Source organism: Corynebacterium oculi, from assembly GCF_001412105.1.
Classification (GTDB): Bacteria; Actinomycetota; Actinomycetes; order Mycobacteriales; family Mycobacteriaceae; genus Corynebacterium; species Corynebacterium oculi.
Map to the genome: position 1 here is coordinate 14,311 of NZ_LKST01000004.1, position 19,254 is coordinate 33,564.

The 19,254-nt window shown below is 67.1% G+C and carries 19 protein-coding genes and 1 pseudogene; 9 read left to right on the forward strand and 11 right to left on the reverse strand.

Features of this window, described 5'->3' with window-relative positions:
- Positions 1 to 6: 6 nt before the first annotated feature.
- Both pstS and mshD read right to left on the reverse strand, forming a co-directional pair.
- On the reverse strand, positions 7 to 1,113 hold the full coding sequence (gene pstS, locus Cocul_RS09810; RefSeq protein WP_245622212.1) for a phosphate ABC transporter substrate-binding protein PstS: 1,107 nt from the start codon (positions 1,111 to 1,113) through the stop codon (positions 7 to 9).
- A 150-nt stretch (positions 1,114 to 1,263) separates the two neighbouring features.
- Positions 1,264 to 2,145: a mycothiol synthase gene (gene mshD / locus Cocul_RS09815; protein WP_055123119.1), complete on the reverse strand. Its 882-nt coding sequence runs from the start codon at positions 2,143 to 2,145 to the stop codon at positions 1,264 to 1,266.
- A 32-nt stretch (positions 2,146 to 2,177) separates the two neighbouring features.
- On the opposite strand from mshD, the gene Cocul_RS09820 reads away from it, so the two are divergent.
- Entirely contained in the window at positions 2,178 to 2,978 is an 801-nt protein-coding gene (locus Cocul_RS09820) for an LmeA family phospholipid-binding protein (RefSeq protein ID WP_055123120.1), read from the forward strand.
- Between the two features lie 29 nt (positions 2,979 to 3,007).
- Here the strand turns inward: Cocul_RS09820 and Cocul_RS09825 are convergent, their stop codons facing one another.
- Entirely contained in the window at positions 3,008 to 4,018 is a 1,011-nt protein-coding gene (locus tag Cocul_RS09825) for a carboxylesterase family protein (RefSeq protein WP_055123121.1), read from the reverse strand.
- Positions 4,019 to 4,163: 145 nt separating this feature from the next.
- Positions 4,164 to 5,198: a diacylglycerol/lipid kinase family protein gene (locus Cocul_RS09830; RefSeq protein WP_055123413.1), complete on the reverse strand. Its 1,035-nt coding sequence runs from the start codon at positions 5,196 to 5,198 to the stop codon at positions 4,164 to 4,166.
- 49 nt (positions 5,199 to 5,247) lie between these two features.
- Here Cocul_RS09830 and Cocul_RS09835 point away from each other — a divergent pair, with 49 nt between their 5' ends.
- Positions 5,248 to 5,964 carry a heme-binding beta-barrel domain-containing protein gene (locus Cocul_RS09835; protein WP_082422282.1) on the forward strand — a complete coding sequence of 239 codons (717 nt, stop codon included), beginning with the start codon at positions 5,248 to 5,250 and terminating at the stop codon, positions 5,962 to 5,964.
- On the opposite strand, the gene Cocul_RS09840 is transcribed toward Cocul_RS09835, so the two are convergent.
- On the reverse strand, positions 5,945 to 6,856 hold the full coding sequence (locus tag Cocul_RS09840; protein ID WP_055123122.1) for an aminodeoxychorismate lyase: 912 nt from the start codon (positions 6,854 to 6,856) through the stop codon (positions 5,945 to 5,947). The two genes, Cocul_RS09835 and Cocul_RS09840, sit on opposite strands and share 20 nt — an antisense overlap.
- Before the next feature lie 40 nt (positions 6,857 to 6,896).
- Here Cocul_RS09840 and ygfZ point away from each other — a divergent pair, with 40 nt between their 5' ends.
- Positions 6,897 to 7,964 carry a CAF17-like 4Fe-4S cluster assembly/insertion protein YgfZ gene (ygfZ, locus tag Cocul_RS09845; protein ID WP_245622214.1) on the forward strand — a complete coding sequence of 356 codons (1,068 nt, stop codon included), beginning with the start codon at positions 6,897 to 6,899 and terminating at the stop codon, positions 7,962 to 7,964.
- A gap of 161 nt (positions 7,965 to 8,125) precedes the next feature.
- Positions 8,126 to 8,335 carry a DUF3073 domain-containing protein gene (locus Cocul_RS09850; RefSeq protein ID WP_055123124.1) on the forward strand — a complete coding sequence of 70 codons (210 nt, stop codon included), beginning with the start codon at positions 8,126 to 8,128 and terminating at the stop codon, positions 8,333 to 8,335.
- 106 nt (positions 8,336 to 8,441) lie between these two features.
- Here the strand turns inward: Cocul_RS09850 and purM are convergent, their stop codons facing one another.
- Genes purM through Cocul_RS09865 form a run of 3 tightly spaced genes read right to left on the reverse strand, consistent with a single transcriptional unit; the run spans position 8,442 to position 11,483 of the window.
- Positions 8,442 to 9,512 (reverse strand): phosphoribosylformylglycinamidine cyclo-ligase, encoded by a 1,071-nt coding sequence (purM, locus tag Cocul_RS09855; protein WP_055123125.1) that lies wholly within the window; start codon positions 9,510 to 9,512, stop codon positions 8,442 to 8,444.
- A gap of 43 nt (positions 9,513 to 9,555) precedes the next feature.
- Complete coding sequence (gene purF / locus Cocul_RS09860) at positions 9,556 to 11,082, reverse strand: amidophosphoribosyltransferase (RefSeq protein ID WP_055123126.1); 1,527 nt, start codon at positions 11,080 to 11,082, stop codon at positions 9,556 to 9,558.
- Between the two features lie 11 nt (positions 11,083 to 11,093).
- On the reverse strand, positions 11,094 to 11,483 hold the full coding sequence (locus tag Cocul_RS09865) for a sterol carrier family protein (RefSeq protein WP_055123127.1): 390 nt from the start codon (positions 11,481 to 11,483) through the stop codon (positions 11,094 to 11,096).
- A gap of 117 nt (positions 11,484 to 11,600) precedes the next feature.
- Here Cocul_RS09865 and Cocul_RS09870 point away from each other — a divergent pair, with 117 nt between their 5' ends.
- From Cocul_RS09870 to Cocul_RS09885, 4 genes and pseudogenes are all read left to right on the forward strand, one after another.
- Positions 11,601 to 12,596 (forward strand): acyl-CoA thioesterase, encoded by a 996-nt coding sequence (locus tag Cocul_RS09870; protein WP_055123415.1) that lies wholly within the window; start codon positions 11,601 to 11,603, stop codon positions 12,594 to 12,596.
- A 224-nt stretch (positions 12,597 to 12,820) separates the two neighbouring features.
- Positions 12,821 to 13,846, forward strand: a complete 1,026-nt coding sequence (locus Cocul_RS09875) for a FecCD family ABC transporter permease (RefSeq protein ID WP_055123128.1) — start codon at positions 12,821 to 12,823, stop codon at positions 13,844 to 13,846.
- A gap of 10 nt (positions 13,847 to 13,856) precedes the next feature.
- On the forward strand, positions 13,857 to 14,903 hold the full coding sequence (locus tag Cocul_RS09880; RefSeq protein ID WP_055123129.1) for a FecCD family ABC transporter permease: 1,047 nt from the start codon (positions 13,857 to 13,859) through the stop codon (positions 14,901 to 14,903).
- 96 nt (positions 14,904 to 14,999) lie between these two features.
- Positions 15,000 to 15,711 (forward strand): annotated as a pseudogene (locus tag Cocul_RS09885) (ABC transporter ATP-binding protein).
- Positions 15,712 to 16,109: 398 nt separating this feature from the next.
- On the opposite strand, the gene Cocul_RS09890 reads toward Cocul_RS09885, so the two are convergent.
- Both Cocul_RS09890 and Cocul_RS09895 read right to left on the reverse strand, forming a co-directional pair.
- A complete protein-coding gene (locus tag Cocul_RS09890; protein ID WP_055123130.1) occupies positions 16,110 to 16,313 on the reverse strand; it encodes a hypothetical protein in 204 nt (67 codons plus the stop codon).
- Between the two features lie 87 nt (positions 16,314 to 16,400).
- A complete protein-coding gene (locus tag Cocul_RS09895; RefSeq protein ID WP_055123131.1) occupies positions 16,401 to 17,033 on the reverse strand; it encodes a LysE family translocator in 633 nt (210 codons plus the stop codon).
- 97 nt (positions 17,034 to 17,130) lie between these two features.
- On the opposite strand from Cocul_RS09895, the gene Cocul_RS09900 reads away from it, so the two are divergent.
- A complete protein-coding gene (locus Cocul_RS09900) occupies positions 17,131 to 17,583 on the forward strand; it encodes an Lrp/AsnC family transcriptional regulator (protein ID WP_055123132.1) in 453 nt (150 codons plus the stop codon).
- Here Cocul_RS09900 and Cocul_RS09905 read toward each other — a convergent pair.
- Positions 17,572 to 19,254, reverse strand: coding sequence for an SIP domain-containing protein (locus Cocul_RS09905; RefSeq protein WP_055123133.1), 1,683 nt, complete (start codon positions 19,252 to 19,254; stop codon positions 17,572 to 17,574). The two genes, Cocul_RS09900 and Cocul_RS09905, sit on opposite strands and share 12 nt — an antisense overlap.

The following is a 19,254-nucleotide window of genomic DNA, read 5'->3' on the forward strand; positions in this document are numbered from 1 at the left end:
ACGGGCTTACTTGATGGCCTCAACGGCCGTGGTCAGGCGATCGAGGTGGGTGCCGGTGACCGGAATGTAGCCCAGGGACTCCAACTGATCGTCCTGGGAGTTCAGGGCCACCGTGAGGAAGTCCTTGACGCGATCCGCCGTGCCCTCGGAGGCGCCGGAGTTGGTGTAGTCCGAGCAGACGATCTCATAGGTGGTGAGCACCAGCGGGTACGCGCCCTGCTCCTGCATGCCAAAGAGGGCCTTGGAATCCACCACCATGTTGTTGCCCTCGCCGGTGAAGGTGAGGTTATCCAGGGCCACGCCCACGGAATCCGCGTTCAGGGTGACGGGGCCGGAACCGAAGTCAATGTTCGCGGTCTTGGCGTTCTTCTTCTCATCGACGAAGCCGGACTCCACGTAGGTGATCGCGCCGTTGATGGAATCCACCTCGGAGGCCACGCCGGAGGAACCATTGGCGCCAGACCCCACGCCGGAGGGGAAGGTCTGGCCGGTGGTCTCCCACTCATCGGGAACGGAGGCGCTGAGGAACTTCTGGAAGTTATCCGTGGTGCCGGACTCGTCGGAGCGGTAGATCACCTGAATCTTCTCGTCCGGCAGATCCACGCCCTCGTTGTCCGCGGCAATGGCCTCATCGTTCCAGCTGGTGATCTCCCCCTTGAAGATCTTGGCCACCGTGGACACGGAGAGGTTCAGCTCGTCTACCCCCTCCAGGTGGTAGGCCACGGCCACCGGGCCGATCACCAGGGGCAGGTGCCAGGCCTCGGAGCCGCAGCGATCCGCGGCCTTATCCACCTGCTCGTCGGACAGCGGGGAATCAGAGCCCGCAAAGTCCACGGTGCCGCCCACGAAGTTCTGGCGGCCGGAGCCGGAACCGGAGGCGTTGTAGGCCAGGCTCGCGCCGCTGACCTGGGTGCCGTACTGCACGCCAAAGTGATCCATCGCCTTCTGCTGAGAGGAGGCGCCCTCGGCCACGAGCTGGCCGGTGGCGTTGGAGAGGCCCTCAATGGAACCACCGTCGGCGGAGCCGGTCTCCTCCGAGCAGGCCGCGAGGGCCAGGGAGGAAACGGCGGTGAGGCTCACGACAGCAGCAAGACGCTTGACATTCATGGTCACGGGAAACCCTTTCAGCTCTGTGATTGAGAGGTACGGCAGCGAAGGGTACGAAAGTTCCCTTCGCGCGCTCAGAGACAAAAGGTAGAGCCCGATTGCGTCTAAAAAACTAATTCCACGTGAACAAAAAGTTAATTTCCCGCCACCATTTGGCTAACTACCCTGGGTGTACACCACATGTTCCTCTACCACCTCGAACCCCCAACGGTGATAGACCTTAAGCGCCGCCCGATTATCCGACTCCACGTATAAAATCACCCGGCGCGCGCCCCGTTGAGCCAGGCGGAAAAGCCCCGCACGCAGCAGGGGGTCCCCCAGATGACGGCCCCGATAGCCCGCCGCCAGGCCCACCACGTAGACCTCCCCCAGCGCCTCTTCTCCCCCGTGCCATTTTGTCCAGTGGAAGCCCGCCAGTTCCTCGCCATGAGTGAGGAAAACCACACCTCGGGGATCGAACCAGGAGACCTCCATCGCGCGTTCCAGGCGTTCCCAATCCCAACCGCCCTGCTCCGGGTGCCAGTCAAAGGCCTCATTATTGGCCCGCAGCCACCGCTCCAGCACTCGATCCCGGCCCCACCTGGCGCTCAGATCCTCCAGGTCGCTCAGCGCATAGCCCTCGGGAATCTTAGGTGCCTGGGCCGCGCGCTCCAGCGCCTCCCCCTCGATCCCCAATACCTGCAAGCGGCGCGTGGCACGCATATCCCGAGCCTCCGCCAACCCCCGGGCCCCCTCCAGGTCGCCGTGCGCCCACAGGGGTGCGGGAGGGAGGGCGTCGATAAGCCGGGTGGCCACCCCCCGCCTGCGGTGCGCGGGATCGACCACCAGCTCCCCCTCCTCCCCCAGGGCCAGCAGGCCCACCACCTCACCGTCCTGCGTGGCGACGGCGTGCCGGTGGCCCAGGCGCGGATCGTCCAGGCCCAGCACAAACTGCTCCGAGAACGGGGCGATGCCGTCGGCGCGGCGCGCGCGATCCAGCAGCGCGTGCGCGGCGCGAGCCTGGGGGGTACCGGGAAGGGAAAGGAGGCGGATATCCATGCCCGCCCAGGGTACTCACTAGACTGGCCAAGGTGGTTGCCCGGAAGAAGATCCTTGCCCTGACCGCCACCGGCCTGGGCGCGGTGGCGGCGCTGGCCTGGGCGGCGGACTCCACCGCGGCCATCCGCGCGGAACGCGCCATCTCCACCGCCGTGGCGGAGAACTCCAACCTAGAGGTACACCCCCGCGTGTACCTCGGCGGGGTGCCCTACACCCAAGCGCTGCTCACCGGGGAGATCCCCCGGCTCTCCGTGGAGGCCCTAGACGTGGACACCCCCGGGCTGGGGCTGGTCAACGCCCGCACGGAACTCACCGCCATCGAGGCGGATCGCCACCAGGTGCTCAGCGGCGACCTCACGGGGGCCACCGCCGAGGTATTTAGCCGACAACTCGGACTCGACGGGGTGGCCGTGGGAGAACAACTCGGCATGACCGACCTGGACATCTCCAACCCCTATGACATCTCCCCCGGCGGCGGCCCCGCCGTGGAGGTGCAACTCACCGGAACCCCACCCGGCTTCGACCAACCAGTCACCGTCATTGCCACCCTGCGCCTTAACGGCCCCACCTTCCGCATGGTGCCCGTGGAGCTGCGCGACGTCCCGCCCAGCCGCGCCGAGGACGCCACCCAGGCATTCACCTGGGAACTCGACACCCGATCCCTCCCCCTGGCCGGGCAGGCCGAGGGAGTGCACGTCTCCGGCGGCTCCATCTACTTCACCGCGCAGCGCCGCAACATCACCGTGGCCTTCTCCGATCTCTCCCCCCTGGAGGCCGCAGAGCACTCGGCTTACGACGACACCGACTACGGGCGAGACAACCCGGTGAGTTAGCCCGGGCCGGGCGCTGTTTTATGACCTCTTTATGACCGCTGCTCCAGAAGCCAGCGGCGGGCCCCGGTGAGCTTATACGCGGGCTCGAAGGAGGACATGTGCTCCATATCAAAGCCCGTGGGGTTAGCCTCCAACACCGTGCCGGCGACAAAGGAAGAGAAATTACGCTTCTTCCCCTGGGCGAAAAGCGCCCCGGTCTGCCGCTCCAGGGTTTGCGGATCGGCGGTGGCATCCCACTCCTCCTCCGCCACGGCGTAATCCACCCCGGCCTCCGTGAGCATGGTCTTGGTGGCCTCCTGCCCCTCCACGGCCCGATCGTCTCCCCCGGCCACGTGGTAGAGGAAGGTAGCCTGCCCCAGGCCCGACAGCTGCGTGGGATCCCACTGCCCATCCACGAACATGAAGGCGGTGAAAAGATCCGGGTTCTTGCCGCCCAGCACGAGGTGAATCATGCAGCCCATCGACTGACCCGTGCCATAGATCCGCTGCGGATCAACCGCGTACTCCTGTTGCAACCAGGGAAGGAAGCGGGCGGTGACGTCTACCCACTCCGTAGTGGTATAGCCATCGTGGTCATCAAGAACCGTCTCCGTGTAGGCCGGAACCACCACGATGCATTTCTCCTGGGCCTGCGTCACCTCGCTCGCCCAGATCAGGGCCCCGTACTGCGCAAGCGGGGTGGTGGGATCGGTAGACACCGTGCTGGAATCACCGATGAAGTGCACCAGGGGGTAGGAACCCTGCGGATCGTAGTCACGCGGCAGAAAGACGTTATAGGCGAGTTCCCGGCCGGTCTGCTCATCCCGGTAGGTGGCCTGGGTGAAGGAATCCTTGACCTCGGCAACCAGTTCCTCCAGGGAGGGAACCGAGGCGGCCTCGGCGGCCACCCCCGAGGTGGTGGAGGGCGCGGCATCTGCGGCGCTGGCGGCAGGGCTGGTGGTGGAGCTGGACGACGAGGTGGAATCACCGCACGCGGCGAGCAGGCCACCCGCCGCACCCACACCCATCACATGGAAAAAGGAGCGTCGATTAAGAGGCATGGCGCTATCCTAGCGATATATGAGCGGCGTCATACGGGCGAGAAAGAACGCAGAGCCCTCGCGGGGCGGGCCGATCCGGGGATCTTTCTGGCCTCAACTGCCTCTGCCGCCCTTATTTTTCATCCGCACCGCCGTCACCGCACCACTACCGCACCCGCACAAAGTCCCGCAGCGCATGGCCCACCGAGCGGCGCACGGAGAGCGGCTTGCCCTGCGGGGCAAAGACCTCCACGGCGTCGGGAACGCAGCCCAGGGTGACGGAGGTGTAATCGCCCTCGTATTCCCCGTCCACCTGGAAGTGCTCGGGTTCGGGGCAGATCAGTTCCACGGAGGTGGCGTCGTCGAACTGCACGGTGCGGCGCTTGATCCAGCGCTCGAACCAGCGCTGGTGCCCCACCCCGATGAGGTGCAGCATGCTCGCCACCCCGCCCAGGCCTCGGATGCTGGTGAGTCCGAAGAGCCCCAGGCCCTGATCGAAGGAGTTGCGCGGGTTGGTGACCACCGGCAGCGGTCCGAGGAACGTCCACGGGTTTGTGTTGGAGGCAAAGAGAAGGGGCATGGTGTGCCGATTGAGCACTTCCCCCGCCCCGGAGGTGGCGCGCACCTCGATGCTGGGCGGCTTGGCCTGGGTGCGCAGCCAGGCCTCGGTGGAGACCACGAGGTAGCGCAGGGGGGTGGCGGCGAAGCCTCGGCTGCGGACTTGCTCCACGCGCTCGATGACGGTGGCGTCGATGCCGAATCCGGCGTTGACGGCAAACCAGCCCTCATTCCAGGTGCCCAGGCAGATGGTGCGGCGGTGATCCTCGCGCAGCGCCTGGGCCAATTGGCTGGCCAGGAGCTCGGGGTAGGGCTGATAGCCCAGGGCGCGGGCAAAGACGTTGGCGGAGCCGGTGGGCACCACCGCGAGCGCCGGAACCTCGTGGGCGGCGGGCGCGGAGTCCACGGGGCCGAGCAGGCCATTGATGATCTCGTTGACGGTGCCATCACCCCCCACGGCAATGACCACGTCATAATCCCGGCGGGTCAGCCCCCGGCACATCTCGGCGGCATGGCCCGCGTAGTGGGTAAACACGCACCGTAGGTGCAGCCCCTCCACCTCGCGCAGCGCGGCGGCAACGCGGCGCAGCGTAAAAGCGGATTGGGTGGTGGCATTGGGGTTAGAGATCAGCAGCGCACGCACCCGCCCCAGTGTAGCGGCCCCGGGCCGGGTACCCAGTACCCTGGTGGGCATGACCGAGCACAACCATGTTCCCGATACCCCCGGCGACGCCGCCGCCTCCGCCACAAACGATACGAATAGCGCTGCCGGCACCACCGAGGGCACCCAGCCCGCCACGCGCAGCGGCAGCGACGCGGTGAACCTCGCCGCCGAGCAGTCCAAGAACACCGCCGGGCGCAATATCCCCGCCCTGGAAGATCTACCCGTCACAGCCGATACCGCCAACCTACGCCTGGGCCCCAATCTCCACGATGGCCTGCTGGCGCTCCTGCCCCTGGTGGGCGTGTGGCGCGGCGAGGGGCAGGCGGATACCGCCGAGGCCAGGCAGTACTCCTTTGGCCAGCAGATCACCTTTGCCCACGACGGCGAGAACTACCTCACCTACGAGTCCCGCATCTGGAAGATCGACGAGGAAGGCCAGCCCGGCGACCTGGATCAGCGCGAGTCCGGCTTTGTGCGCATTGACCTCAAGGACAACATCGAGTTCATCTGCACCCATTCCACCGGCGCGGTGGAAATCCTCTACGGCACGCCGGTAAACGAGCGCGCTTGGGAATTAGAATCCGCCTCCACGATGGTGACGGAAACCGGCCCCGCCACCCTGGGTCCGGGCAAGCGGCTCTACGGGTTGATGCCCAATAATCACCTGGGCTGGGTGGACGAGCGCGTGGTGGACGGGGAACTCCGCCCGCGAATGTCCGCGGAACTCACCCGCGTGGTGGGTTAATCCCCGCCACCGCTTTCTCGATCAACTCCCGAATCTCCGCCTCGTTGGCGGGCGCCGGGAGTTTTTCACCATTGAGGCTGGTCACCCTGGCGGCCAGGCGCACGGAACTGACCAGCCACACGGATTCCGCCGCGAGGAGATCGGCCACCGTGAGATCCTTCGCCTTGCAGCGCCAGCCGGCGGCCTGGGCGGCATCGAAAAGCGCGGCCTGGGTGGTGCCGTGCAGAACCGTGCCCCCGGGGGTGGGGGTGCGCATCTTGCCGTTCTTTTTCACCGCGATCACCGTGGAGGTCACCCCCTCCAGCACTCGGGCCTGCTCCCCGGCGCCGTGGGTGTAAATCACGTCATCGCAGCCCCGGGCGCGCGCGTAGCGCAGGGCGGACATGGCGGCGGCGTAATTGAGGGTCTTTGCGCCCGTGGCCATCCACTCCCGGGCCTGTTCATCCACGGTGAAGCCGCGCGGCAGGGTGAGCACGCGCACGCCGTGTTCCCGCTGTTCGCGCTGCTCGGGGCCGATCTCCGTGATAGTCAACCAGGCCGAGGGGTAGCCGGTGGAGGCTCGGCCGTGGGTGTACGTCCACACACACTTACCCTCCGCGTCCTCGCCGCGCTCGGCCACCCAGGCGGCCAGGGCCTCGCGGGTGGCACCGCGCCAATAGTCCAGGTCGGGGGCGGGCAGGCCCAGCTCGCGCGCCGAGGCCTCGAAGCGCCGAGCGTGGCGCTCCTCGTTGCACACGCGCCCCCGGCGCACCAGCAGCGTCTCAAAGATGCCGTCGCCGCGCGTCACCGCCGCGTCATCCCAGAAGAGAGAGGGCAGGGAGGCGTTGTGCCTGCGCAGGGAGCCGCCGAAGGGCTCCAAGATAAAGATGATGGGCGCGGTGGTTCCAGCCATACCTTGAATTATGCCCGCTGACGGGGGTTACCATCTACCTGTGTCTGATACCACCGCATACGTCTCCCCCCTGCTCAGCCTGCCCGGCGCCATGCCCGCGCAGGACTCCGATCCCCTCGCCCGTGGCGTGGACAGCCCTGGGGTGGCCTGGCACTACGGCGATCCCCTGGCCGAGCAGCGGCGAGCGGGGTTCATCGACCGCTCGCACCGCACCGTCCTTGTGGTCAGCGGGGAGGACGCGGCGGATTTCCTGCACAATCTGCTCAGCCAGGGGCTTGCCGACGCCCCCACGGGCTTCCACGCCGATGCCCTCAACCTCGATGCCCAGGGCCACGTGCTCCACCACGCCGGGGTCATGCGCACGGAGGCCGGCTTTTACCTCGATCTGCCGCGCGCCCAGGCCGCGTCCTTCCGTGACTTCCTCACCAGAATGATCTTTTGGTCCAAGGTGGAGATCGCCGAGGCCCCCCTGGGCATCATCAGCGTGCTGGGGGCCGAACCCGACCTGATCGACGCCACCCCGAACCTTGCCTGGGGGCGTGTCGAGGGCGGGAGAATCGACCTCGCCGTGGAGCGCCCCCACCTCGCGGCGGCAGCCGAGGCGCTGCGCTCGAGCGGGCTGGCCCCCGCAGGTCTCATGGCATGGACGGCTCACCGCGTGCATACCCTCGAACCGGAACTGGGCGCAGACCTCGACGCCAAGGCCATCCCCCACGAGGTTCCCCGGTGGATCGGGCGAGGCGGGCACCTGGGCGCGGTACACCTGGATAAGGGCTGCTACCGGGGCCAAGAAACGGTGGCCAGGGTGGAGAACATCGGGCGTTCCCCCCGCCTTTTGGTTCGCCTGCACCTCGACGGTTCCGCGCCGGTGCTCCCCACCCCGGGAACGGAGATCACCGCCCGGGGAAGGCGCGTGGGGAGGCTGGGCAGCGTGGTGCATGACCACGAGCTAGGGCCCATCGCGCTGGGCCTCATCAAGCGCTCCGCCCTGGACAGCCCCGACCTGGTGGCCGGCGATGCCGCGCTGGCCGTAGACCGTGACTCCCTGCCCGCTTTTGAGGGAGACAAGGCCGGCCGCGCCGCAATGGATCGGCTGCGCGGGCGTTGAGTTTTATGGCCCTATCCTGCTGAAAACCGGCCATACCGGAGGCGGTGCAGAAATTTTTGAGCGGAACCGCTATTGTGTCTTACAGGAATATAGACATACGTAAAGCAGATGGGGCATCCGAATACCCTGGATCGCCCGGAAACTCCAAGGGGGTCATCGCCATGGGTCGCGGTCGCGCGAAGGCAAAGCAGACCAAGGTTGCACGCCGGTTGAAATACAGCACGCCAGATATGGATCTGGAGTCCCTACAGCGTGAACTAGCCGGCAAGGCTCCTCACAGTACCTACGAGGACTCCGCGCAGGACGACACGGACTATGAGGATCCATACGCGGAGTACGCCTACTGGGATGAAGAGGAGAAGGACCGCTAGGGCCTCCTCTCCCCCTCACCACCACGGAAAGGGGCGGTACCCTCTCCCTCACCGGAGAGCGATACCGCCCCTTTCTGTGCCGCGTGACCCCAGAGGGGCCGGGGCTTTAGTAGCCGGGGTGGTTGCCCGTCATCACCACGCGCTGCTCCTCGCCCTCGGCGGCGTCGCGCACCGTGCCGATCTCAAAGCTCGGGATATGGCGGGCCGCGAGCATCGCCAGGGCGCGATCCCGATCCTTCTCCGCGACCACGGCCACCATGCCCACGCCCATGTTGAAGGTTTTTTCCATCTCCTCCTGAGAGACCTTGCCCAGCGAGGCGATGGTGCGGAAAATCTGCCCCGGTGTCCAGGTGCCGCGCGAGACGGTAGCCACCAGGTGATCCGGGATCACGCGGGCCAGGTTCCCCGCCAGGCCGCCGCCGGTGACGTGGCAGAACGTGTGAATATCACACTCGGCGGCCAGGGCCAGGCACTCCCGGGTATAGATCCGGGTGGGCTCCAGCAGTTCCTCGCCCAGGGTGCGGCCCAGCTCCTCCACGTGACCGTCCAGCGGCAGGCCGGCCTTCTCCAGCAGCACGTGGCGGGCCAGGGAATAGCCATTGGAGTGTAGGCCGGAGGAGGCCATGCCGATAATCACGTCACCGGCGCGCACCCGATCCGGGCCCAGAAGCTCATCGGCCTCCACCACGCCCACGGCGGTGGCGGAGACATCGTATTCTCCCGGTTCCATCAGGCCGGGGTGTTCGGCGGTCTCGCCGCCCAGCAGGGCGCACCCGGCCTGCACGCACCCCTCCGCGATGCCGGAGACGATCTGCGCCACGTGCTCGGGCACCACCTTGCCGATGGCAATGTAATCCTGGAGAAAAAGCGGCTCAGCGCCGCAGACCACGAGGTCATCCACGCACATCGCTACCAGGTCGATGCCGATGGTGTCATGCTTGCCCATCGCCTGCGCCACGGCGAGCTTGGTGCCCACGCCGTCCGAGCCCGCCGCCAGCAGCGGCTCGCGGTACTTGCCCAGGGCGAACAGCCCGGCGAAGCCGCCCAGGCCGCCACGCACCTCGGGGCGGGTGGCCTTCTTGGCCAGGGGCGCAAATAGTTCCACGGCGCGATCGCCGGCCTCAATGTCCACCCCGGCGGCGGCGTAGGAGGCACCGGGCGTTTCATTCTGGCTCATCGTCTCATCCTTCATGGTCGTCAGTGGTTGGACTAGGTGTGGACTAGGCCTGGGCAAGGGGTGCCTGGAGGCGGGCCACCAGATCCGCATTGGGATTGCCCTGGGGCAGGCCCAGTGGGTATTCCCCGGAGAAGCAGGCAGTGCATAGCTCGGACATGGGCTGCTCGGTGGCCTCCACCATCTGCTCGATGGAAACAAAGCCCAGGGAGTCCGCCCCAATGGCGGTGCAGATGGACTGCGCCACGTCTCTATCGTTCTGGCTGTCGCCGGAATTGGCGATCAACTCCCCAGGGCTGGCAAAGTCAATGCCATAAAAGCAGGGCCACTTCACCGGCGGGGACGCAATGCGCACGTGCACCTCGGCGGCACCGGCCTCCCGCAGCATGCGGATCAGGGCGCGCTGGGTGTTCCCGCGCACGATGGAATCATCCACCACGATCAGGCGCTTGCCCTCGATCACCTCGCGCAGCGGATTGAGCTTGAGGCGGATACCCAGCTGACGCAGCGTCTGCGAGGGCTGGATAAAGGTGCGGCCCACATACGAGTTCTTCACCAACCCCTGCCCGAAGGGAATGCCGGACTCCCGGGCGTAGCCCACCGCCGCCGGGGTGCCGGACTCCGGCACCGGCATCACCAGATCCCCCTCCGCCGGGAACTCCCTGGCCAGGCGGCGGCCGATCTCGATGCGCACGGCGTTGACCGAGCGATCCCTAATCACGGTATCCGGGCGGGCCAGGTACACGTACTCGAACACGCACCCCTTGTGGCGGGGCTGGGCGAAGCGCTCGCTGTGGATACCCGTGGCGTCGATAGCCACCATCTCGCCCGGCTCGATCTCCCGGACAAAGGAGGCCCCCACGATGTCTAGGGCACAGGTCTCGCTGGCCACCACCCAGCCGCGCTCCAGGCGGCCCAGGGCCAGGGGGCGCACCCCGTAGGGGTCGCGGGCGGCGTACAGGGTCTGCCCATCGGTGAAGGTAAGACAAAACGCCCCGTGGACGCGCGGCAGCAGCTCCCGCGCCGCATCGAGCACGGTGGTATCGCCGCGCACGGCGTCGGCAAGCAGGGCGGTGAGCACGTTCGTGTCGGAGGCGCTGGCGGCGTCGAGCACGCCGCGCTCGGTGGCCTCGTCGCGCAGCTCCATGAAGTTCACCAGGTTGCCGTTGTGCCCCAGGGCGATGTCCGTGCCGTTGGCGGAGGTACGGAACATCGGCTGCACGTTATTCCAGTCCGTGCCGCCGGCCGTGGAATAGCGGGTGTGGCCGATGGCCACGTCCCCCTCGAAGGAATCCAGCAGCATCTCATCGAAGATCTGGGACACCAGGCCCATGTCCTTGTACACGATGATGCGATCTCCATCGCCCACCGCGATACCCGCGGCCTCCTGGCCGCGATGTTGCAAGGCAAAAAGCCCAAAGTAGGTGAGCTTGGCCACTTCCTCCCCCGGTGCCCACACCCCGAATACACCACATTCCTCTCGCGGTGCGGTCTCCCCGCGATCATCGAGGTTCACGGGAGGCGAGACAGGGACGGGAGGACAATGCGTGTTCCTAAGTGCCACGGGCAACATCATAGCTACCCTCAGCCACCCAGCCTAAACAACGGCAACCAGCGGGCCACCTCGCCCGCCCGGGCCCCCGACGCCTCCACCGCGTGCTCCGCGCAGGCCTGCCGGTAATCCACCTCACCCAGCACCAATCGCAGCCACGTCAGCGCGTTCATCTCCACCACGTTGGGCGGGGTGCCGCGCGTATGCCTGGGCCCCTCGATGCACTGCACCGCCACAAAAGGCGGCACCCGCACCTCCACCGAATGCCCCGGCGCGCTCTGCTCCAACAGGCGGGCGGACTGGCGCACCGCCGCCGCCACCTCCGCGCGCGGGGGCTTATTAGCCCCCTCGGGGTCGCGCACCCACCGCTGCACTGCCTCCACCGCGCGGCGCGCGGCGAGGGGATCAACCTTCTTAGCCACCCCGGCAGTATATCTACGCGGTGCCTGGCTTATCCCTGCCTCTTATACCCAGGCACCGGGCACGGTATGGTGGTGGGGTCTATTACGGAGATAAAACCCACGGAGAATGCTGAATCCATGACCATCCCTGCCACTAAATCCCCCTCCGTCACCCTCCGCTTCATGGCGGCACCCACGGACGTCCTCTTTGCGGACTCTCACGGTATCTCCGGCGGGCGCGTCCTGGAGTGGATCGACAAGGCCGCCTACGCCTGCGCTACCCAGTGGAGCGGCACATACTGCGTGACCGCCTACGTGGGGCACATTCACTTCACCCGCCCCATTCCTTCCGGGCACATCGTGGAGGTACGCTCCCGCATCGCCATGACCGGGCGTACCTCCATGCACATCATCAACGAGGTCTTTTCCGCCGACCCCCGCGAGGGCGTATTCACCCGCGCCTGCGACTGCCTGGTGATCTTCGTGGCCAAGAGCCCCGGCACCGGAAAGTCCACCCCCGTGCCCACCTTCGTGCCCACCTCCGAGGAGGAGCACCGGGTGCAGGAGGCCGCCCGCTCCCGCATCGCCCTGCGCAGCGCCATCGAGGCCGAGATGGAAAAACAAAGCTACGATGGCCCTTCCGACGCCCCCCGCCTCATCACCCGCTTCCTGGCCAAGCCCACCGACGTGAACTGGGGTGGAAAGGTGCACGGCGGCACCGCGATGGAGTGGATCGACGAGGCCGGTACCGCCTGCACCATGGAGTGGTCCGGGGAGCACACCGTGGCCGTCTACGCCGGGGGAATCCGCTTCTACCAGCCCATCTCCATCGGAGACCTCATCGAGGTGGACGCGCGCATGCTGCGTACCGACGAGCGCAGCATGCAGATGTCCATTCACGTGCGCGCCGGCGACGCCCACCGGGGCCGCGCGGAGCTCGAAACCGCCATTCACGCCACCGTCACCTACATCGCCAAGGACATGGACGGGCACGCGCTGCCCAGCCGACAATTCACCCCGGTGACCGAGGAAGATCAGCGTCTGGCCGAGCACGCCACCATTCTGCGCAATCTGCGCGCCGAGTACTCCCCCAAGCCGCTTATCACCCCGCCGCGCGCGCAGCACGTGGACTAGCGTTCCGCTTTTCGACGTCAGGGGCGGGGGCGATTTTTCGGCTTTTTCCTCGCCGCTGCGTGACTCCTGTGATTCTCTTGAGCACCGCGGCGGCGCCTCACGATACCCTGCGGCGGGGAGCTCACTTTTTCTGCCGGGTAGGGTTCCCGATAGTCCCACCCGTCACACGGCGGCAGGAAAAAATACTTAGCCCTGCCTAGCCTCATCACGCTAGGCTCCTCACCATGCCCGCTCCTCCCCCGCGCAGCCGCCTCCTCGGCCTCGTGCTGATCCTCGTCGGCCTCCTCCTCGCCTGCATCGCCAGCCTGGCTCACGGCTCTCATCCCCTCCCCTATTCCGTGGTGTGGGATGCCCTGCGCCACCACGGCACCGGGGCCGAGGCGCAGCAGGCCGAGGTGATCGTGTGGGAACAGCGCTGGCCTCGAACCCTCGTGGCGGTCATCGCGGGTGCGGGGTTTGGGGTATCCGGGGCGCTGATCCAGGCGATCACCCGTAATCCCCTGGCCGATCCCGGGATCCTGGGCGTGAACGCCGGCGCGGCCTTTACTGTCACGGTGGGGGTGAGCGCGCTGGGGCTCAGCAGCGCCTCGGGGTACATATGGTTTGCCTTCCTGGGGGCCGCGCTGACCACCGGGCTGGTGTACGCGATCGGCGCGGCCAGCGGCCGGGGCGGCACGGCTCACCCCGGCACTCTCGTGCTGGCGGGCGTGGCGCTGGGGGCCGTACTCACGGGTCTCTCGCGCTTTCTCACGCTGATTAACCCCGATACCTTCGACGCGATCCGGCACTGGGGCGTGGGCTCGGTGGCGGGGGCGTCGCTCAGCGATGCCCTGAGCGTCCTGCCCTTCGTGGCTGCGGGCCTGGTGCTGGCGCTCGCGCTCTCCCCGGCGCTGAACTCGATCGCCCTGGGCGATGACCTCGCCGCCTCCCTGGGCACCAAGGTGGGGCGTACCCGAGTGTTGAGTATCCTGGCCCTGACCCTGTTAGCGGGCTCGGCCACGGCCCTGACCGGGGGCATCGGCTTTGTGGGGCTGATGGTGCCGCACGTGGTGCGGTGGTTCGTGGGGCCGGATCAGCGGTGGATCATCGCCTACAGCATTCTTGCCGCCCCGGTGCTGGTGCTCGCGGCGGACACGGTGGGCCGCGTGATAGCGCGCCCCGGGGAGATCGAGGCCGGGATCATCACCGCCCTGCTGGGCGCGCCCGTGCTCATCGCCCTGGTGCGGCGCAGGAAGGTGAGCGGGCTATGAGCACTCCCCCATCGACTTCGGTTATGCCCAACGGAAGTGGGGCACCGCGCGCTTCTCCCGGCGCATACCGCTGCGCCTACTGGTGGTATGCCTGATCCTGGTGCTGGTGGCGGCGGCGTTCAGCATCATCAGCATGGGCATGGGTTCCTTCCCGCTGGGCCCGGCGGAGGTTCTGCGGGTGCTCGCCGGGGAGGGCACCCGGATTCAGCGGGTGATCGTGCTGGAATGGCGCATGCCCGTGGCCATCGCCGCACTGTCCTTCGGGGCGCTGCTGGGCGTGGGTGGGGCGATTTTTCAGTCGCTCACCCGCAACCCCCTGGGCTCCCCGGACGTGATCGGCTTTGACGCCGGGGCTTATACCGCCGTGACGGTCACGGTGCTGGTGGTGGGCACGAGCAACTATTGGTCACTCTCCGCGGCGGCCATCGGCGGCGGCATCCTCACCGCCCTGGCGGTGTACCTCCTGGCGTGGCAGCGGGGCGTTCAGAGCTTCCGGCTCATCATCGTGGGCATCGCGGTCTCCGCCGGGCTGGGCTCCCTGAACTCCTACCTCATCACCCGCGCCCGCGTGGAGGACGCCATGATGGTGGGATTCTGGGCCGCAGGCTCCCTCAACCGCGTGACCTGGCCGGGGCTCATTCCCGCGCTCATACTCGGCGCGGCGGTACTGGTGGGCTCCATGCTCCTGGCCCCCGCGCTGCGCTCCCTGGAGCTTGGCGACGACACCGCCGCCACCCACGGCACACCCGTGCAACGCAGCAAGATCACGCTCATGGCGCTCGGGGTAAGCACCACCGCGGTGGTCACGGCGGCGGCCGGGCCCATCGGATTCATCGCCCTGACCGCCCCGCAACTCGCCCGCCGCCTCACCCGCAGCGCGGGCGTGAGCCTCGCCGCCTCTGGCGCGATGGGGGCCGCGCTGCTCTCCAGCGCGTACCTCCTCTCCCTGGTGATCTCCCAGATATACCGCCCCATACCCGTGGGTCTCATCACCGTGTGCCTGGGCGGGGTGTACATGATCTGGCTCCTGATCCGCCAAGCCCGCACCCAGCGCTAACCCAAGAAAGGCCCCGCCATGACCCCCTCCGCCCGCCTGCGCGCCCACCGCGCCACCATCGGTTACGATCACCGCACCATCTCCACGGAACTCAGCGTGGAGATTCCCCACGGCACCTTCACCGCCATCATCGGCCCCAACGGCTGCGGAAAGTCCACCCTGCTGCGCGCCCTAGCCCGCGTGCTCGCCCCCGCCTCCGGGGAAATCACCCTCGACGGCAAAAACATCCACTCCCTCCCCGCCAAACACGTAGCCCGGGAACTAGGCCTCCTGCCCCAAACCTCGCTTGCACCCGAGGGAATCCGCGTGGCCGACCTCGTGGCGCGCGGGCGCGCCCCCTACCAAAACCTCTTTCAACAGTGGCGCGAGAGACAAAGAAGCCGTACACCCGGCCCTGGAAGCCACCAGCACCCTCGACCTCTCCGACCGGCTCGTAGACGAACTCTCCGGCGGGCAGCGCCAACGGGTGTGGATCGCCATGCTCCTGGCCCAGGCCACCCCGATCATGCTCCTCGACGAACCCACCACCTTCCTGGACATCGCCCACCAATACGACCTCATGGAACTGCTGCGCGGGCTGCACGAGGAGGGCAAGACTATCGTCACCGTGCTACACGACCTCAACCAGGCCGCCCGCTACGCGGATCGGCTGGTGGTGATGAAGGCAGGAGAGATCGTGACCGTGGGAACACCGATGGACGTGCTCACCCCCGCCCTCATGGAGGAAGTATTTGGACTACGCTGCCTGGTGGTTCCCGATCCAGTGACGGGGACGCCCTCGGTGGTGCCGGTGGATCCGAGGGGGTAGAGCGCGGCAAATAGACCTATCCACAAAATAAAATGAGCGCTGTTCGGGGGAACCTTCATTTCTTCGAACATTTGATCCCTTCCGTGGCACATGTCCCTGCCACGAGTGGGGGCGGTGCCCTGTGCTAAGGGTACGTCCTCTCTAAAAGAAGGGAGGTGGGAATCATGGCCCTGTCGAACAAAAGGAGCCGCCGCGAGAGTAGCGGCCTCTACAGCAGCGTCATCGCGGGTTACATCCGCGATGGGATTAGCTGGTTGATCGACCTCTGGTAGTCCCACCCGAGAATCCCTACTCTTCGCGTTTTTACCTCCAGGCGCGGAGAATAACACCCTTCTAGATCAGCCCCGGCCCCACAGCAATGGTTCACGGGGAGTGGCACCGCCCCTAGCCGAATAAGACTAAGCCCTCCGCCTTGCTGCAAGGAACCTCACGCCCACAAACATGGCAAATAAGATGAGGGACGTGCCAATAAAGACGGTGGCCACCCCCAGCAACCGATAACCACTCTCCGCCCAGTCGGTCACCGGCCAGTTCATCACCACGGTTGCTATGAGGGAGAACAGCAGCGCCTCCACGGCGGACTTACGGAGATTGGCCGACATACACAAACCTTTCGGGAATAAACGGATAAGGGTCAATACCGCCCACCTTAGCCAAATGTCCACTCCATCACACACATCACAGACCAATCACCACCTCCCCACCATCACCGCCGCTAGCACCAGCATGGCCACCCCACCCGCGCCCTGCATGACCACGACGGCGCGGTTACTGGCCCGCAGCACTCGGCGCGCGGCCAGACTCAGGCAGGTGTACACCACTACCACACTCACGGTAAACGCCATGCCCAGGGTGAACATCTGCGTGCTCACGGACCACGCGGCCTGGGTGTTCACGAACTGCGGCAGCATGGCCACAAAGAACATGAGGGCCTTGGGATTGAGCAGGCTCACGCCCATGCCCTCCCACACGGGCGAGGAGGCCTTATTACCCTGCGCTTGCCCCTGCGCCCCAGCCGCCACCCGCGCGGCGGGACGCAGACCCCAGAGCAGCGTGGCACCCAGGTATATCAGTAGCGCGGCTCCGCCCAGGCTGATCGCGGTCAGTACCGCTGGGTGTTGGGTGACTATCACCCCTACTCCGGCGGCCACCACGGCGCTCATGAGCACGTATCCGGCCCCGATTCCCGCCACGGCCTGGTTAACTGCCGCGCGGGACTCCGAGCCGATCACGTGGCGCAGGATGAGGCCCCAGTCCGGCCCCGGAATGCAGGTCATCAGGATGGAGAGTCCCCAGAAGCTCATCAGCAGCGCAATATCCATGCACACGAGGGTCCTAGAACGCAGCAAAGAAACCAAAGGTGCGTAGATTCCATCGCTACCTGGCAAGAAGGAACCCAAGAGTGCATAATTCTTGCACATGGACGGACTTTCTCGCACGATTCTTTCTGCCCTGCAAGACAATGCGCGCACCACCGCCGCCGGGCTGGCCGCGCGCACGGGGGCGGCGGCCTCCACCTGCCTGCGCAGGCTGCGCTCCTTAGAATCCTCCGGGGCGATTCGCGGCTATCACGCGGACGTGGATCCCGCCGCCGTGGGCTTTTCCCTCCAGGTGATCGCCTTTGTCACCCTGGAGCGGGAGAATCGAGCCACCATCGAGGCCTTTGAAAAGGAGGTAGTGACCATTGACCAGGTGCTCAGCGCTGAGCGGCTGTTTGGCGATCCCGATTACCTGCTGCGCGTGGTGGCCCGAGACCTAGAGGATTACCAACGGCTGCGCGATAATCACCTGGGCAGCCGGCCGGGATTGAACAAGATTACCTCCACGATGGTGATGCGCACCCTCGTGGAGCATCGCCCGCTACCGCTCTAGCCACAGCAGGGTGGAGGACCAGCCCACGCGAACCGTCCGCGCCACCCGCAGTCCCCCCTCGGCGGCCGCGCGCTCCACGTCGCCCCTGGTGGGCACGCGGGTGCCGTCCAGGCACAGGCGCACGATGTCCTCAGCGAAGTCATGCTCGCTGTCCTCCCCCTCGGGGGTAAGCCGGGTCAGCAGCGCCACCCGGGCACCCAGAGAACCGAGAATACGCAGCCGCTCGGCCACCTCCGCCACGGTGGCCTGGCCGAAGGGATCCACCAGGATCACCAGCCCCGCCTGCCCCTCAGTGAGGGAAGCCCATGCCACCGCCTGTGCCGGGGTGCCGCGCCGGGTGAACTCCTCGGCGTACACGCGCGCCCCCGGCCCGCACACCACCACGGGAGCCTCCGCAGAACCACCGGCGGTAACCGCCTCCACCAGAGCCGGGGCCACCCACTGCGCGGATTCCTCGGCTTCCTCCTCCCACTCGGCGGCGTCGTATAGCACCGGGCGGGGCGCGCCCGTGCGCAGCACCTCCTCGATGCCCGCCACCGCCAGGGTGCGGTGGGCGGACACCCCGGCCAGGTGCTCGAAGATGTGTGATTCCTCGTCCGCCAGTTCCCGGGAGAGCGCCGTGAGCGCGTACCCCTGCCCGGCGCACTCGATCAGCCCCAGGGATTCCAGGTATCGCAGCAGCCTGACCAGGGCGTCGGGGGCGATGCCGGTGGCCTGGGAAAGGTCGGTCGCCCCGGCGTCGGGGCGATCCGCGATCGCCGCGAACACCCCCGCCCGCATGGCCGCGCGCACGGCGAAGCCCGGCACCGGGTCCAGTAGCGCGGCAAGCTGGGTAAACAGCGCGTAGCCGGTGTTGGCCTTCTCCTCGTCCTGGGCTACGGCGCGGCGTCGCCAGTAGCCGGTAACTTCCAGGTTTTCCGGGGCCACGCCGCGCTCTTTGAGGTCGCGGCGGATCTGGCGGAGGCTGCCCGCCTCCCCAGCCACCCAGGCGTAGGGCGTGCCCGGCAAGAACTGCGCCTGGGCCACGGCGTCGGCCAGGCTGCCGCCCTCGGCGCGCACCACCCAGCGCACGTCCACCTCCGCCGCGCCGGGCAACTCCTGAATGTGCTCGCGCCGCGCCACCTCCACGATGGCCAAGCAGCGGTGCCCGGCGGGTAGTTCCTCCAGGCAGCGGCTCATCGCGGGCAGGGCGGTTTCATCGCCCACCAGCAGCAGCCAGTCGGTGTGGGTGGGCAGGCGCAGGCAGTTCTTCGGGCCTGACACCCACAGGCGATCGCCCACCTGGGCGGCGCGCGCCCATTCGTCGGCAAGCCCCGCCGCGTGGTGGGCAAAGTCCACGGTCAACCGCCCGGCCTCCGGCTCCCAGCGGCGCACCGTATAGGTGCGGAAGAGGTCCTTGACCTCCGCCGTCCACTGCACAACACCGCGCTCGTCGGGCTCGGGGCGGGGCCGCGCGCCGGTAGCGGGATCGGGGAAGATCAACCGCACGTCATCGTCGAAGCCGTCGCTGACCAGCCCCGGAACCTCAAACCCGGCGTAGGCGTGCGCGGCCAGTTGCTCCCCGCCAAACACCACGCGCCTCATGCCGGAGTTGATCTGCTCCACCTCCACCACCTCTAGCTCGCGCACGGAGATGGGGTAAATATCGCGATCCCTGCTATTCTTGCCCAC

What these genes read in the sequence shown, in the direction of transcription:
- purF (WP_055123126.1), bottom strand. Translation starts at nt 11,082, where the DNA reads ATGTTGCCCGTGGCACTTAGGAACACGCATTGTCCTCCCGTCCCTGTC.
- mshD (WP_055123119.1), bottom strand. Translation starts at nt 2,145, where the DNA reads ATGGATATCCGCCTCCTTTCCCTTCCCGGTACCCCCCAGGCTCGCGCC.
- purM (WP_055123125.1), bottom strand. Translation starts at nt 9,512, where the DNA reads ATGAGCCAGAATGAAACGCCCGGTGCCTCCTACGCCGCCGCCGGGGTG.
- Cocul_RS09835 (WP_082422282.1), top strand. Translation starts at nt 5,248, where the DNA reads ATGACCGAGCACAACCATGTTCCCGATACCCCCGGCGACGCCGCCGCC.
- Cocul_RS09895 (WP_055123131.1), bottom strand. Translation starts at nt 17,033, where the DNA reads ATGGATATTGCGCTGCTGATGAGCTTCTGGGGACTCTCCATCCTGATG.
- Cocul_RS09870 (WP_055123415.1), top strand. Translation starts at nt 11,601, where the DNA reads ATGACCATCCCTGCCACTAAATCCCCCTCCGTCACCCTCCGCTTCATG.
- Cocul_RS09890 (WP_055123130.1), bottom strand. Translation starts at nt 16,313, where the DNA reads ATGTCGGCCAATCTCCGTAAGTCCGCCGTGGAGGCGCTGCTGTTCTCC.
- Cocul_RS09875 (WP_055123128.1), top strand. Translation starts at nt 12,821, where the DNA reads ATGCCCGCTCCTCCCCCGCGCAGCCGCCTCCTCGGCCTCGTGCTGATC.
- Cocul_RS09840 (WP_055123122.1), bottom strand. Translation starts at nt 6,856, where the DNA reads ATGGCTGGAACCACCGCGCCCATCATCTTTATCTTGGAGCCCTTCGGC.
- Cocul_RS09825 (WP_055123121.1), bottom strand. Translation starts at nt 4,018, where the DNA reads ATGCCTCTTAATCGACGCTCCTTTTTCCATGTGATGGGTGTGGGTGCG.
- Cocul_RS09850 (WP_055123124.1), top strand. Translation starts at nt 8,126, where the DNA reads ATGGGTCGCGGTCGCGCGAAGGCAAAGCAGACCAAGGTTGCACGCCGG.
- Cocul_RS09900 (WP_055123132.1), top strand. Translation starts at nt 17,131, where the DNA reads ATGGACGGACTTTCTCGCACGATTCTTTCTGCCCTGCAAGACAATGCG.